This window comes from Patiriisocius marinistellae, from assembly GCF_009014635.1.
GTDB lineage: Bacteria > Bacteroidota > Bacteroidia > Flavobacteriales > Flavobacteriaceae > Patiriisocius > Patiriisocius marinistellae.
In genome coordinates this window covers 247,203-261,439 of sequence record NZ_BKCF01000005.1, presented here as the reverse complement: position 1 = coordinate 261,439, position 14,237 = coordinate 247,203, and the positions used below count along the sequence as shown (strand labels likewise).

Genomic DNA, 14,237 nt, shown 5'->3' with positions numbered 1-14,237 from the left:
ATTAACTTAAAAACACCATTATGAAAAAAGTAATTTTAGTATTATTCGCAGTAGGAATGTTAAGCACTAGTTTTGTAAGCTGCAGAGAAAATAAAACAATAGCTGATGACGTTGAAGACGTTGTTGATGACGTTGAAGATGCAGTAGATTAATTTTAATTTATTGTAAAATATTAAAAGTCCTTTTCGATTTATTTCGAAAAGGACTTTTTTATGTTCCATATTTATGTTCCATAAATATTTTAAACTATTCTCCTTTATGCCTCCCATCGCAAAAAGGTAGATTGCTACTTTTTCCACATCTGCAGTATGAAGCTCTTGTCACTTTTACTTCACTGCTGCCGTCAGGATACGTTACGGTATGCTCTCCAACAACTATCAAAGGCCCATTAGCAATTAAATTTACTTTTGTCATCTTTATATTTTAAAGGGTTACGTGTAAATATAGCAATGTAATTCATTATTTTTACGGGAAACTATATCTCCATGAAAAAAATAATTATTTCGTTGTTCTTCATTTCAGCAGTGATTGCATGCAAAGAAAATACTACTAAAAATGAAAAATTAAAATCAATTTCAGACTTAAATAAAGACCAAACACACACAACGGCTGAAAAAATTGCACATGCAAATGGATTTGAAAAATGGAATGATATAAATACCGTCAATTTTACGTTCAATGTAACCCGAAATGACAAACCAGCAGGCACTCGTTCTTGGTCTTGGAAACCGAAATCAAACGAAGTGACCATAATGACTGCTAAAGATACCGTTTCATTTAACCGAAACAACCTTGACGAAGCTTCTAAACAATACGACGCTGCATTTATTAATGACAAATACTGGTTATTGGCACCCTATAATCTAGTTTGGGATGATGGCACAAGTTTCAAAGAAAAGGAAAAAGCCGTTGCTCCTATCTCAAAAGACACCCTAAATATGCTTACTATTACTTATGGAAACGAGGGCGGTTATACCCCAGGCGATGCATACGATTTATATTATGACAAAGACTTTATGGTGCGCGAGTGGGTGTTTAGACAAGGCGACACCATTGCACCCTCAATGACAACTACATGGGAAGATTATGAAGATTTTAATGGACTTAAAATCGCCAAAATGCATAAAGACGAAACAGAGAATTTTAAATTATTTTTCACTGATATTTCAGTAGAATAATTTAAATTATTAGTAGTAAAAATAGCTCTTAACCACCTATTCATGTATCAAAACAATCTAACGTTTGCCAAACAATGCGACCAAGAAGACCCACTGGCACATTTCAGAAACCAATTTTTACTTCCTAGTGACAACAAAGGAAATCCCCTTATTTATCTCTGCGGAAATTCGCTAGGGTTACAACCTCTGCAAACGCAAGACTATATCACGGCAGAATTAAAAGACTGGGCAAAGCATGGTGTTGAAGGACACACAGATGCAAAACACCCTTGGCTCCCATATCATGAATTTTTGACAAATAGCATGGCAAAAATCGTAGGGGCAAAACCTAATGAAGTTGTGGTGATGAATACCTTGACCACAAACCTTCATTTAATGATGGTTTCATTTTATCAGCCAACAAAAACCAAATATAAAATTGTAGTTGAAAGTGATGCTTTCCCAAGTGATAAATATGCAATGGAAAGTCAATTAAAATTTCATGGGCATGACCCAAAAGAAGGTCTCATTCTCTGGCAACCTAGAGAAGGTGAAGATTTATGCCGCTTTCAAGATCTTGAAACTATTATGGAATCTCAAGGTGATAAGATTGCGTTGTTGATGATTGGGAGTACAAATTACTATAGCGGTCAACATTTTCCACTTAAAAAAATTACTGAGCTAGGACATAAATATAAATGCATGGTTGGGTTTGACCTTGCACATGGAGCCGGAAACATTCAGCCTAATTTACACGAAGTAGGTGCAGATTTTGCCGTGTGGTGTACCTACAAATATTTGAATAGTGGACCTGGAAGTCTAGGTGGTTGTTTTGTACATGAGCGTCATGCAAATAATGAAAAATTAAACCGTTTTGCGGGTTGGTGGGGGCATAATAAAGATACTCGATTTAACATGCGCCATGAATTTGACCCACTTTCTGGTGCTGAAGGTTGGCAGTTGAGTAACCCTCCTATTTTATCAATGGCAGCTATTAGATCTAGTCTAGACGTTTTTGAAAAAGCAGGATTTGAAAACATAAGAAATAAGAGCGAAAAATTAACCGGCTATTTAGAGTTTTTGCTTGATGAGCTTGATAACAATAATATTAATATTATTACACCAAGAAACAAAGAAGAGCGCGGTTGTCAATTGAGCATTCAATTAAAAAATGCAGATAAGGCCTTTCATACAAAACTTACAAAAGCAGGCGTCATAAGTGATTGGAGAGAACCAGATGTCATTAGAGTTGCACCTGCACCTTTATACAATAGTTTTGAAGATGTCTTTGAATTTGTGCAGCGATTAAAAAAAGTGCTGTAATTAAGCTAAGAAAAAACTATATAGTACTCACAAGTTATTATTCTTGATTCTAAAGAGAAAAACTTACCGAGTCTTGAGTCCAACAACAGAAGAATGAAAAATCAAAATCAAAAAATAGTAATTATAGGAGCTGGTCTATGCGGAAGTTTACTCGCCTTACGAATGGCACAACGCGGCTATCAAGTACAACTTATTGAAAAACGCCCTGACTTAAGAGATGTAACACAAGATGCAGGGAGGTCTATAAACTTAGCACTAAGTGACCGTGGGCTCAAAGCATTAAGGCTTGCTGGTGTTGAACAAGACGCTTTAAAACTTTGTATTCCTATGCTTGGCAGGATGATTCATGATAAAGAAGGAAATACTTTTATGAGTAATTACAGCGGTCGTGAAAACGAATATATTAATTCTATCTCTCGCCCTGGATTAAATATGCTCTTACTTGATGCTGCAGAAGCAATGTCTAATGTTGAAATTATTTTTAATAAAGGTTGTACAAAAGTGAACCTTGAAAATGGAATTGCAACTTTCAAAGATTACAATACAAAAGATGAAATAACCTATAGCGGCGATATTATTTTAGGAACAGATGGAGCTGGGTCAGTAGTTAGAAAAGCGATGTTTAATGATAGAAATTTTTTATTTAGTTTTTCACAAAATTGGTTAACTCACGGCTATAAAGAAATCACTATTCCTGCAGCAAAAGATGGCGGTTATCGCACAGAAAAAGGTGCATTACATATCTGGCCTAGAGGAGAAGACATGTTAATTGCACTACCTAACCTTGATGGCAGTTTTACAGTAACACTATTTGCACCTTATTCAAACAGCGACTATTGTTTTGACAATTTGACCACGCCAGAAATGGTAATGGCATATTTTAAGACAGAATATCCAGACGCGGTTACACTAATGCCTAATCTAGTTGAAGAGTTTTTTGGCAACCCTACAGGCCCTTTAGGAACAATAAAATGCTCACCGTGGAGTAGTTTTGGGAAAGTATGTTTACTTGGGGATAGTGCACATGCCATCGTCCCATTTTACGGGCAAGGAATGAATGCTAGTTTTGAAGATGTAGTTGTTTTTGATGAAATTTTAAATAAACATGAAAGCAAAAATAACGAGTCTAACGATTGGAAAAAAATATTCTACGCATACGAAATGGCACGTAAAAAAGACACTGATGCGATTGCAGATTTAGCCGTTGACAACTTTCACGAAATGAAAGAACATACAGCAAGCCCACTTTTCCAGCAAAAAAGAAAATTAGAAATGGCATTTGAATCTCAATTCCCTACTGAGTATTTTAGTAAGTATTCTTTAGTTACATTTAATGAAGATATCACCTATCACGCTGCAATGACACTTGGACGTGCTCAAGATAAAGCCATTTTAAATCTATTAGATGATGGAAAATTGACAGATGATATGGCCGTAAAAGAAAAACTAGCATTAGTAAAAAAAGAAACTGCCGAAGCATTACACGATGACGAGGTAGTTGGTAATTTATAATTAAGAAAATACTCAGCCTAGGCTGACAGAAATAATCATGACAAACAAAAGTAGATTAGTAGAAGGAAAAGCAACACCACGCGGCGCATATCCACATATTAAACGTGCTGGAGATTTCCTTTTTGTAAGTGGTACAAGTTCGCGATTAGCAGATAACACCATTGCAGGCGCAAATAAAATTGATGAAATGGGAACCATATTCCTAGATATCAAAGAACAAACGCGAGCAGTATTAAATAATATTAAAGACGTGCTAGCCACTGAAGGTGCTACAATGGCAGATGTCGTTGATGTTTCGAGTTTTTTAGTAAACATGAATGATTTTGGTGGGTATAACGCCGTTTACGGTGAGTTTTTCGATAAAGAAACGGGTCCCACACGCACCACAGTTGCAGTACATCAATTGCCGCACCCGCACTTAGTAGTGGAGATTAAAGCACAGGCATATTTGCCCTTAAAAAAATAATGCCAGTAAAATGAAAAGAATTTCTTTACTATTTCTAGTATTATGTTTCAGCCATATTATTAAGGCTCAAACATTAAAAATTGACTCAAAATCGCCATTTAATATTGGTGAGACGGTTAGCTTTACTTCGGAAATATTAAACGAAAAACGCACACTTAATATTTATTTACCTCAGAGTTACAAAAAGGACACAATTACTAAATATCCTGTCATTTATTTATTAGATGGATCAGCAGATGAAGATTTTATTCATATTTCGGGCTTGGTACAATTTGGTTCATTCTCTTGGATTAACATGTTACCAGAAAGTATTGTAGTTGGAATTTCAAACATAGACCGTAAAAAAGATTTTACATACCCATCGAATAACGCGTTAGATAAAAAAGACTTTCCAACAAGTGGAGGATCAGAAAATTTCATCCGTTTTCTAGAAATGGAATTACAACCACTTATAGCAGCAAATTATAATATTTCTGAAGAAAAAACTATCATTGGTCAATCACTCGGCGGACTTTTAGCTGCTGAAATATTAATAAAAAAACCATCACTTTTTAACAATTATATTATTGTGAGCCCAAGTATGTGGTGGGATGATGAATCACTTTTATCTTTCACCCCAAAAATTTCAGAAGCCACAAAAAAAATATTTATAGGAGTTGGAAAAGAGGGACCAATCATGGAAGAAAGCGCTATGGCTTTATACCTCAAAATGAGAAAAACTTATAGACAAAACCCTAATATTCATTTCAAATTTTTCCCTGAACAAGATCACGGAGACACCCTACACCAGGCAGTTTATGAAGCTTTCGCTTCATTGTTTAAGGAAAAGAAGAATAAAAAATAGCATTTTGGAAACTATAAAAAACTATATCGACGGAGCATACGTAACACCTCAATCAAATGAGTGGCTCGATAATTTTAACCCTAGCAACGGCGAAGTATATTCAAAAATTGCAAATTCTAATAGCACAGATGTTGAAAATGCATACACAGCAGCACATGCCGCTTTTCCATCTTGGAGCAATACCACTATTAATGAACGCAGTAAAATTTTATTGCGAATAGCAGATTTAATAGAGCAAAATTTAGACAAATTAGCCGAAGCCGAATCAAAAGATAATGGTAAACCTTTAAACCTTGCAAAAGCAATTGATATCCCAAGAGCGTCTTCAAACTTTCGGTTTTTTGGTAATGCTATTACGCAGTTTGCTAGTGAAGCACATGAGAGTGTAGGGTTGAATACTATGAATTATACATTGCGGCAACCCATAGGTGTTGTGGGATGTATTTCGCCATGGAATTTACCATTATATTTATTTACTTGGAAAGTTGCTCCAGCCATCGCAGCAGGAAATTGCGTTGTTGCAAAACCAAGCGAAGTTACACCAATGACAGCTTATTTACTTGGCGAGATTCTTACTGAAGCTGGGCTCCCTAAAGGCGTTTTAAACATTGTTCACGGAACAGGCCCTAAAACTGGTCAAGCAATTATAGAACACCCTAATATAAAAGCAATATCATTTACAGGAGGAACAGCCACAGGCGCTCATATTGCACGCACAGCGGCCCCTATGTTTAAAAAATTGTCATTAGAATTAGGAGGGAAAAATCCTAATTTAATTTTTGCAGATTGTGATTATGACAAAATGCTTTCGGTAACCGTAAAGTCATCTTTTGCAAATCAAGGTCAAATATGTCTCTGCGGAAGTCGCATTTATGTTGAAACTTCCATCTTTGAACAATTTAAAAATGATTTTGTGGCTAAAGTTTCTGTATTAAAAATAGGAAATCCTGCTGATGCTGAAACAAACATTGGTGCTTTAGTTTCACAACCACATTTAGAAAAAGTGGAAAACTACATCAAAATAGCGCAAGAAGAAGGTGGCACAATTTTATGTGGAGGAAAAAGAGTAAAAGTTAAAGGGCTAGAAAATGGTTATTATTTACAGCCAACGGTTATTGAAATTAAGGATAATAAATGCCGTGTAAACCAAGAGGAAATTTTTGGTCCCGTAGTCACAATTATGTCGTTTAAAACAGAGGATGAAGCCTTAGCGATGGCAAACGATGTAAAATATGGATTATCATCAACCATTTGGACAAATAATTTAAATCGCACCATGCGATTATCAAAAGAGTTACAAGCAGGAATCGTTTGGGTAAATACGTGGCTCAATAGGGACTTAAGAACTCCTTTTGGAGGCATTAAAGAGAGCGGCGTGGGTCGCGAAGGCGGCTTTGAAGCCTTAAAGTTTTTTACTGAAGCAAAGAATGTTTGTATTTCTTATAGTGACTAAAAATAATACATATTCCCTCAAGCACTATTTGAATTATTAAGTTTTCTTAATTTAGAGAATATCGCGCAGAAAGCTTGAGAGGTCTTATAAACCCCCTATTTTAATTAGGTCTCGACTGCGCTCGACCAAACAACTTTATTTATGAAACTAGACTTAAAAAACAAAAATGCCTTAGTGTGTGGAAGTAGCGCAGGAATAGGAAAAGCAACTGCAAAAGAGCTAGCTCACTTAGGCGCAACTATTACATTAGTTGCTCGTAATGAAGAAAAGCTAAAAGAGGTATTAGCCTCACTCTCAACTCAAAATGGGCAAACCCATGATTATCTAGTTGCGGATTTTAGTGATTTTAAGGGATTAAAATCTACACTTGAAGATGCGACAGCAAATAAAGACTTTCATATTTTATTAAACAACACAGGAGGTCCAAAAGCTGGCCCTATATTTTCTGCAGAAATAGAAGAATTTGAAGCTGCTTTTACGCAACATTTAAAATGTAATCACATTCTTGCTCAAGCTGTAGTTCCTGGAATGAAAAAAGCTGGGTATGGACGTATAATTAATGTAATCTCTACTTCTGTAAAGCAACCTATTGAAGGTCTTGGTGTGAGTAACACCATCCGTGGTGCAGTTGCAAACTGGAGTAAAACACTAGCAACAGAGGTAGGTCCTTTTGGCATTACCGTAAATAATGTTTTACCTGGAGCAACTGCTACCGAAAGGTTAGATGCAATATTACATAATGTCGCAAAGAAAATAAACGGAACTTTTGACCAAGCTAATACGATGATGCAAAACGTGGTGCCAGCAAAACGTTTTGCAGAACCTGAAGAAATAGCATATGCTATTGCATTTTTAGCAAGCCCTTCGGCAAGTTATATCAATGGAATAAATCTTCCTGTTGACGGTGGAAGAACTAAAAGTTTATAGGTTTCCATAGCTATCAACCACACATTTTTTCTATTTTTAAAGAACTAACTAAACATACCCATAACGGGCATTTCTATGGAACACAGAAAACTTAGAATCAACGGTCACTCACACCTACTTCCCTATCCCGAAGAAATTCCTCAATTCATGAAAGATAAAGGGATTTTCTGGGTAGATAAAGATAGGAAGTTTATGTTGCAAAAAGACTGGAGTCGTCCTGTGACAGATTCTAGTTTTTTCTTAGATGAAAAACTTGCTTGGATGGAGCGAAATAAACTTGACCACGCTGTAGTGCTAAATCTTTCTCAGCTCTACGGAAATGGGCTGCGCGTGGAAGAGATGAAACAAGCATTAAGATTTCAGAATGATTTTAATGCCAAAGTACAACGTGAAAATCCAACCAAATTTACAACTGGATTTGTAGTTCATCCAGGATTTGTTCGTGGCGCTTTATGGGAAATTGAGCGCTGTGTTGAAGATTTAGGAATGCAGTTATTATGTTTACCCACCCATTATATGGACACCATAGGTACTTGGCGTTGTATTTTTGACGAAGAAAACGAGCCTATTTTTGAAATGGCAAGTAAGTACAATCTAGCTGTTGAAGTTCATCCTTATGATGGTGAAAAATTTATAAAATTAGAAAATACCTCTTGGCGTTTTCATTTAATATGGATGCTTGCACAGTGTGCAGATGCCTATCACTTTTTGACTCTAAATGGCTATGCAGATAAATATCCAAATATGAGAACTTGTTTTGCACATGGAGGACAATTGGCACAAATGAATCTTGGAAGAAGAATTCAAGGATTTGATGGACGCCCAGATTTATTTGAAGGAAAAACACACCCTCGCAAATCTGTGGGTCATAAAAACATATTTTTTGACACGCTAGTTCACGATACTGGCGGGCTTGAATTATTAGTTAAAAATCAAGGAACAAGTCAAATAGTTATGGGACTTGATGACCCATATCCATTAGGAGAAATGGAAAGTGAAAAACAATCATCTTATCCTGGAAAAATACTTGATTTAGCAAAAGAGCGTAAAATTTTAAATGATGCTCAATGCGATGCCATCTGGGAAGATAATGTAATTCAATGGCTATGCGGCGATGATACAGCTGCAAAAGAAAAATTAGTAAATAGAATTTTAGGAAAATAAAAATGAGCAAGACAGCACTAATTACGGGAGCAAGTAGCGGAATAGGTGAACAATTTGCATTAATACATGCAGCTAAAAAAGGTGACCTTGTTTTGGTTGCACGCAGTATTGATAAATTGAAAGATATGAAAAGAGAACTTGAATATGCTCATGGCATTAAAGTTTTTGTCATTGAAAAGGATTTATCAAAACAAGGTGCAGGAAAGGAGGTTTATAATATTGTGAAAAACGAGGGAATCACAGTTGACTATCTTATTAACAATGCTGGTTTTGGTGGTCTTGGCAAATTTCACGAAAGAAAATGGGAGGATGATTTAAATATGATTAATCTTAACATCATTGCCTTAACTGAGTTAACACGTTTTTTTCTACCAGATATGGTTAAAATAAACAGTGGAAGAGTATTAAACGTTTCATCAACAGCGAGTTTAATGCCAGGTCCATTACAAGCAGTTTATTTTGCTACAAAAGCGTATGTAACCTCGTTTAGCAATGCAATTTATGAAGAGCTGAGTGAAACTAGTGTTACTGTTACAGCTTTATTACCCGGTGCTACAAATACTGGATTTGGAGAAACTAGTGGCATGGACAAAACACCTCTTTTTGATAATACATTTCCGCCAGAAGAAGTTGCTCAAACTGGTTATCAAGGAATGTTGAGTGGAGAGCTTAATGTAAAAGCTGGATTAAGTTTTAGTCAAAAAATAATGATGGCATCACTCCCGCTAACCCCTACAAAAATTTTACTCAAACAAGTAAAAAAAATGCAATCAACTAAGTAAAACAGTACTACATTTAAGATATAAAAAATAACTACGTGCACTTTTTACCTCAAAATATTGACGAATACGCTGTTAATCATTCGCAACCAGAACCAGAATTACTACAAGATTTAACTCGAGAAACTTGGAGAAAAGTACTTGCTCCTAGAATGTCTAGTGGGCACTATCAAGGAAGGTTTTTAAGTATGATTTCTAAACTAATCAACCCTAAACACATACTTGAAATAGGTACCTACACAGGCTATTCTGCTTTGTGTTTGGCAGAAGGAATGCAAAAAGACGGATCATTACATACCATAGATGTAAACGAGGAACTTCACGATTTACAGCGAAGGTATTTTGACAAATCTAATTTTGGAGAACAAATTTTTCAATACACTGGTAATGCGCTGGATATTATTTCTGAAATAGATTGCACTTTTGACCTAGTATTTATCGATGCAGATAAAATAAATTACCCAAAATATTTGGATTTAATATTTCCGAAGTTGAAAAAAGGGTCTATAATTTTGAGTGACAATGTTTTATGGAGCGGAAAAGTAGTTGAACCATTAAAAGATAAGGATGAAGATACCAAAGCCATTTTAGCCTACAATAAGATGCTTAATGAACATCTTATGCTAGAAACGGTTTTATTACCCATTAGAGATGGCTTGACAATATCAAGAGTAAAATAGCTATTCTTTATCAATAAACTTATGAGTGACCTTCTGAAAACTCCAGTAACCCAAAAATGCAATTATTGTACCCACTAAAGCACCAACAAAAATATCACTAGGGTAATGTACGCCTACATAGATACGACTCATCACAAATATGAGCGGCCATAAATAAGCTAGGTATATCCATTTTGTATAACTTTTAATAGTAAGCACCACAAATGTTACTATTGAAAAACTTGTGGATGCGTGTCCTGAGAAGAAACTATAGTTGGTGGGCTTTTGTAAAATACGTATTAATTCTCCCAATGCTTCAACATTGTTAGGGCGTAGCCTCGCAATATAATTTTTAGTTACATCTGTTAATCCTAACGTTAACAAAAATGTTGCTACTAAAAACAGAATAGCAATAATTCCTTTTTTTGGCTTTAGATAGTATATTAAAACTGCAAAGAATATAATATATAGTGCTGTCCAGTTTTCTATTTGTGTTGCAAAAATCCAAAAGCCATCGTAATCTTCAATCCCTAGACCATTGAGCCATACAAATAGTTCTCTATCCCAGTCTTTTAAAGTTTGTAGCATTAAAACTTGCGTTTTACAGAACCACCAAACTCCTCTACATCATCTTTAATTGCATCAATTTCTTTACGAACATCTTTAGTAATATCTAAATCTAATCCTTGTTTCTCAGCAGTTTTTGTGATTTCACTTTTAATATCGTTAGTAGCATCTTTAATTTGGCGCATTCCTTTTCCTAATCCGCGAGCGATTTCGGGAATTTTGTCTGCACCAAAAATGAGGAGGACTAAGAATAGTATAAAACCTATTTCTGCCCCGCTAATAAATAATAAATGTGGTTGCATTTGCATGACGCAAAGATATTGAATTATGGATTGTGAATTCTGAAATTAGAATTAAAATTTTAATTAGTAGATGGTAAGTTTAGGTAATTATAAATTGTGCTAAAGAGAACTAACTTCACATTAATGAAAAACCAAAAAGCCCACTACAATTGTAGTGGGCTTTGGTGTTATATATTTCCGAAGAAAGATTATTAGTTTTTGTTTTCTTCCTTTTTGAAGTTATCAAACTCACCTAACTTTTTACGTTTTGGCCACGCGTTGTTAGTAGTGTCAATATCTGCTGTTTCTTCGTCTGGATCGACCATAATTTTTGTGATTTCCATTTCAGAAGGTACCGTAAGGCTTACCTCAGCATCGTTTTTTCTCCATAATTGTGCTGGATATGTTTCTCTTTTTGTAGAACCATCACTGTATGTATACTCAACGATAAGCGGCATTGGGATTCCTCCTGGCTTCTCAAAAGTCACATTATAAAAATATTTAGGAGACTTTAAATTAGCACGTTGTGCAGGCGTTAAATTATCCATTATGTATGTTTGGAGTGTTGTAACATCATTCAATGTTTCTGTTTTCATGCTTTCTTCAAAGTCATCGCTTCCTTCTTTTACTAAATAAACTAATGGTGGTAAATCACTCTCACTCATTCCACGTGCTTCCATCATTTTTTTAACTTCTTTAGTCATTTTTGATGTAACATAAAATGTCTCAACATCCTTTACTCCTATGTCTGTATAGTCTGTTGTGTAAAACCAAGCTCTCCAAAACCAATCTAAATCAACGGCAGATGCATCTTCCATTGTTCTAAAGAAATCTTCTGGCGTTGGGTGTTTAAACATCCATCTTTGAGAATATGTCCTAAAAGCATGGTCGAACAACTCTCTGCCCATAATTGTTTCTCTCAAAATGTTTAATCCAGTTGCTGGCTTTGAATATGCGTTTGCTCCAAAGTTGTATGTGTTTAATCCTTTTGTCATAATTGGAGCGATGCTCTCTTGATCACCTGCCATGTAACTTACAATGTTCTTTGCAGGACCACGACGTGAAGGATATGCTTTGTTTGGTGCAATAGCCTCTGGATATTTTTCACCAAAATCTTGTTCAGCTATGTATTGAACAAATGTAGTTAGTCCTTCATCCATCCAAGTCCATTGACGCTCATCACTATTGACAATCATTGGGTAGTAATTATGCCCAACTTCATGAATAATAACACTCATCATTCCATATTTTGTTCTTTCACTGTAGGTACCATCCTTTTCTGGACGACCGTAATTCCAGCAAATCATAGGGTATTCCATTCCTTGACCTTTAGCGTGAACTGAAATTGCTTTGTGGTATGGATAATCAAAACTCATTCTAGAATAAGACTTTAGTGTACTCGCTACAACTCTCGTTGAGTAGTCTTCCCATAATGGATTTCCTTCTGGTGGGTATACTGACACTGCCATAACATCTCTGTCTCCCATTTTTACTGCCATCATATCCCATATGTATCTCCTCGAAGTTGCAAAACCGTAGTCACGTACATTTTCTGCTTTAAATTTCCACGTTTTAGTTGCTTTACTAAATCCTTTTGCAGCTGCTTCTGCCTCTTCTTGAGTTACAATAATTACTGGTTTATCGTATGATTTTTTTGCGCGCTCATAACGGTTCATCATGTCTTTTGAAAATATCTCTTTCCTATTTGTCAACACACCCGTTGCATCCATTGTGTGATCTGCAGGAACTGTGATATTTACTTCAAAGTCACCAAATGGCAACGCAAATTCATCACGTCCCCAAAACTGACTATTCTGCCATCCTTCAACATCATTATAAACAGCCATACGTGGGTAGAACTGCGCAATCACATACCCATTATTTCCATCGTCAAAAGTTTCGTATCCACTTCTAGCTCTATCAATTGTATGATTTACAATATTGTACCACCACTTAATATTAAATGAGTATTCATCTCCTGGCTGCATAGCTTTTGGAATATCAATACGCATCATCGTGCGGTTTATCGTATACTTTAAATTATTTCCTTTAGTATCTTTAACATGGTCAATTTTAAAACCACCGTCAAATTTTTCTCCCATATAGCTATTTACAAATGAACTTGCTTGTTGCGCAGGCGCAGCACCACTAGGCTCTATTAGTGGAGATTTTGAATCTCTTGCTCTAACATTTTGATCTAACTGTACCCATAAATATTCTAAAACATCTGGCGAATTATTAGTATATGTAATCGTTTCATTTCCATATATCCTTGTATTCTCATCATCAAGACGAATATCCATTTTATAATCTGCTTGCTGCTGATAATAATTAGGACCAGGTGCTCCACTTGCAGAACGATATTGATTAGGAGTAGAAAACTCAGTATAGAGCTGCTTAAACCTGTTTTCGTTAGTATGACCTGGCTTTCGCTCTGTTGTCTCTTCTTGCGCTTGCATCATTCCAGCCGATGTTATCAACATCAATAATGACAATAATTTAATTACTTTCATTTAGTAAATGGTTTTTAATAATAATTTGTTAAAAATAGGGGTTTATATAGCTATACTCTTTGATTACTCAAATTTTAACAATCCTTTAGGATTTTCTTTATCTAATACAAGACTTTTTCTTGATGTTCCAGTTTTAAAGTGTATAATATTTTGTTGATTCTCAAATTTATCCATCAATATTGTGTTTTCAATTTCCATAGAATTTACAGCTTCAATCCCTGTTATTTCAATATAGGCTTTGACTTGGTCAATGTCATATTTGTGACCAATAAAATTATATTTTACTGGGTTTCCATTTACTAAGATTGTGAGCTTACTAAGTAGGTATTTTTCAAATAATGCAACGTCAGCTTTAGTTTCTTTAGAAGAATCTAAATGTACATCTTTGCCATAACGCTCTGATAAGGCATCTTCAAGGTCATCTGTAAAAAGTTGAGTAATAATTTGTATTGATTGTTTCTCTTTAACATACTCTATTTTAGTAATACTCACATAAAACTTATGTGCTGTAAAAGACGTAAATACAGTGAAACAGAATACAAAAAACAATAATTTTAAAAATTTCATAGGAATGCAAATACTGTTAGTAGTC

16 protein-coding genes are annotated in these 14,237 nt (G+C 35.2%); 11 read left to right on the top strand and 5 right to left on the bottom strand.

All coding sequences use genetic code 11. The annotated features are described in order from the left end of the window. Window positions 1–20 precede the first annotated feature (20 nt). On the top strand, window positions 21–152 hold the full coding sequence (locus GB234_RS15285; protein WP_262714115.1) for a hypothetical protein: 132 nt from the start codon (window positions 21–23) through the stop codon (window positions 150–152). Window positions 153–246: 94 nt separating this feature from the next. Here GB234_RS15285 and GB234_RS13085 read toward each other — a convergent pair whose 3' ends face one another. Continuing rightward, on the bottom strand, window positions 247–414 hold the full coding sequence (locus tag GB234_RS13085; protein ID WP_151895027.1) for a CDGSH iron-sulfur domain-containing protein: 168 nt from the start codon (window positions 412–414) through the stop codon (window positions 247–249). A gap of 71 nt (window positions 415–485) precedes the next feature. Between GB234_RS13085 and GB234_RS13080 the strand changes: the two genes are divergently transcribed. The 10 genes from GB234_RS13080 (at window position 486) to GB234_RS13035 (ending at window position 10,305) form a co-directional block, all read left to right on the top strand. Continuing rightward, window positions 486–1,178, top strand: a complete 693-nt coding sequence (locus GB234_RS13080; RefSeq protein WP_151895026.1) for a hypothetical protein — start codon at window positions 486–488, stop codon at window positions 1,176–1,178. Between the two features lie 42 nt (window positions 1,179–1,220). Then, on the top strand, window positions 1,221–2,480 hold the full coding sequence (kynU, locus tag GB234_RS13075; protein WP_151895025.1) for a kynureninase: 1,260 nt from the start codon (window positions 1,221–1,223) through the stop codon (window positions 2,478–2,480). Between the two features lie 93 nt (window positions 2,481–2,573). Next, window positions 2,574–3,992, top strand: a complete 1,419-nt coding sequence (locus GB234_RS13070) for an FAD-dependent oxidoreductase (protein ID WP_151895024.1) — start codon at window positions 2,574–2,576, stop codon at window positions 3,990–3,992. Between the two features lie 37 nt (window positions 3,993–4,029). Continuing rightward, on the top strand, window positions 4,030–4,458 hold the full coding sequence (locus tag GB234_RS13065) for a RidA family protein (protein ID WP_151895023.1): 429 nt from the start codon (window positions 4,030–4,032) through the stop codon (window positions 4,456–4,458). Between the two features lie 10 nt (window positions 4,459–4,468). Next, window positions 4,469–5,302 carry an alpha/beta hydrolase gene (locus GB234_RS13060; RefSeq protein ID WP_151895022.1) on the top strand — a complete coding sequence of 278 codons (834 nt, stop codon included), beginning with the start codon at window positions 4,469–4,471 and terminating at the stop codon, window positions 5,300–5,302. Between the two features lie 4 nt (window positions 5,303–5,306). Beyond that, window positions 5,307–6,755 carry an aldehyde dehydrogenase gene (locus GB234_RS13055; protein ID WP_235906138.1) on the top strand — a complete coding sequence of 483 codons (1,449 nt, stop codon included), beginning with the start codon at window positions 5,307–5,309 and terminating at the stop codon, window positions 6,753–6,755. Between the two features lie 141 nt (window positions 6,756–6,896). Next, window positions 6,897–7,682: an SDR family oxidoreductase gene (locus tag GB234_RS13050; RefSeq protein ID WP_151895020.1), complete on the top strand. Its 786-nt coding sequence runs from the start codon at window positions 6,897–6,899 to the stop codon at window positions 7,680–7,682. A gap of 75 nt (window positions 7,683–7,757) precedes the next feature. Further along, window positions 7,758–8,846 carry an amidohydrolase family protein gene (locus GB234_RS13045; protein WP_151895019.1) on the top strand — a complete coding sequence of 363 codons (1,089 nt, stop codon included), beginning with the start codon at window positions 7,758–7,760 and terminating at the stop codon, window positions 8,844–8,846. A gap of 2 nt (window positions 8,847–8,848) precedes the next feature. Further along, window positions 8,849–9,628 carry an SDR family NAD(P)-dependent oxidoreductase gene (locus GB234_RS13040; protein WP_151895018.1) on the top strand — a complete coding sequence of 260 codons (780 nt, stop codon included), beginning with the start codon at window positions 8,849–8,851 and terminating at the stop codon, window positions 9,626–9,628. 35 nt (window positions 9,629–9,663) lie between these two features. Continuing rightward, window positions 9,664–10,305 carry an O-methyltransferase gene (locus GB234_RS13035; RefSeq protein WP_151895017.1) on the top strand — a complete coding sequence of 214 codons (642 nt, stop codon included), beginning with the start codon at window positions 9,664–9,666 and terminating at the stop codon, window positions 10,303–10,305. Here the strand turns inward: GB234_RS13035 and GB234_RS13030 are convergent, their stop codons facing one another. From GB234_RS13030 to GB234_RS13015, 4 genes are all read right to left on the bottom strand, one after another. Next, a complete protein-coding gene (locus tag GB234_RS13030; RefSeq protein WP_151895016.1) occupies window positions 10,306–10,872 on the bottom strand; it encodes a phosphatase PAP2 family protein in 567 nt (188 codons plus the stop codon). Next, entirely contained in the window at window positions 10,872–11,159 is a 288-nt protein-coding gene (locus GB234_RS13025; protein ID WP_235906135.1) for a Sec-independent protein translocase subunit TatA/TatB, read from the bottom strand. The genes GB234_RS13030 and GB234_RS13025 overlap by 1 nt, the downstream gene beginning before the upstream one ends. A gap of 185 nt (window positions 11,160–11,344) precedes the next feature. Next, window positions 11,345–13,645, bottom strand: coding sequence for a M1 family metallopeptidase (locus GB234_RS13020; protein ID WP_151895015.1), 2,301 nt, complete (start codon window positions 13,643–13,645; stop codon window positions 11,345–11,347). A 63-nt stretch (window positions 13,646–13,708) separates the two neighbouring features. Beyond that, the gene (locus tag GB234_RS13015) at window positions 13,709–14,212 is read right to left on the bottom strand and encodes a DUF6702 family protein (protein WP_151895014.1); all 504 of its coding nucleotides are present in this window, start codon (window positions 14,210–14,212) and stop codon (window positions 13,709–13,711) included. Window positions 14,213–14,237 lie beyond the last annotated feature (25 nt).

What these genes read in the sequence shown, in the direction of transcription:
- GB234_RS13080 (WP_151895026.1), top strand. Translation starts at nt 486, where the DNA reads ATGAAAAAAATAATTATTTCGTTGTTCTTCATTTCAGCAGTGATTGCA.
- GB234_RS13070 (WP_151895024.1), top strand. Translation starts at nt 2,574, where the DNA reads ATGAAAAATCAAAATCAAAAAATAGTAATTATAGGAGCTGGTCTATGC.
- GB234_RS13085 (WP_151895027.1), bottom strand. Translation starts at nt 414, where the DNA reads ATGACAAAAGTAAATTTAATTGCTAATGGGCCTTTGATAGTTGTTGGA.
- GB234_RS13040 (WP_151895018.1), top strand. Translation starts at nt 8,849, where the DNA reads ATGAGCAAGACAGCACTAATTACGGGAGCAAGTAGCGGAATAGGTGAA.
- GB234_RS13025 (WP_235906135.1), bottom strand. Translation starts at nt 11,159, where the DNA reads ATGCAAATGCAACCACATTTATTATTTATTAGCGGGGCAGAAATAGGT.
- GB234_RS13015 (WP_151895014.1), bottom strand. Translation starts at nt 14,212, where the DNA reads ATGAAATTTTTAAAATTATTGTTTTTTGTATTCTGTTTCACTGTATTT.
- GB234_RS13060 (WP_151895022.1), top strand. Translation starts at nt 4,469, where the DNA reads ATGAAAAGAATTTCTTTACTATTTCTAGTATTATGTTTCAGCCATATT.
- GB234_RS13030 (WP_151895016.1), bottom strand. Translation starts at nt 10,872, where the DNA reads ATGCTACAAACTTTAAAAGACTGGGATAGAGAACTATTTGTATGGCTC.
- GB234_RS15285 (WP_262714115.1), top strand. Translation starts at nt 21, where the DNA reads ATGAAAAAAGTAATTTTAGTATTATTCGCAGTAGGAATGTTAAGCACT.
- GB234_RS13020 (WP_151895015.1), bottom strand. Translation starts at nt 13,645, where the DNA reads ATGAAAGTAATTAAATTATTGTCATTATTGATGTTGATAACATCGGCT.
- kynU (WP_151895025.1), top strand. Translation starts at nt 1,221, where the DNA reads ATGTATCAAAACAATCTAACGTTTGCCAAACAATGCGACCAAGAAGAC.
- GB234_RS13045 (WP_151895019.1), top strand. Translation starts at nt 7,758, where the DNA reads ATGGAACACAGAAAACTTAGAATCAACGGTCACTCACACCTACTTCCC.
- GB234_RS13065 (WP_151895023.1), top strand. Translation starts at nt 4,030, where the DNA reads ATGACAAACAAAAGTAGATTAGTAGAAGGAAAAGCAACACCACGCGGC.
- GB234_RS13050 (WP_151895020.1), top strand. Translation starts at nt 6,897, where the DNA reads ATGAAACTAGACTTAAAAAACAAAAATGCCTTAGTGTGTGGAAGTAGC.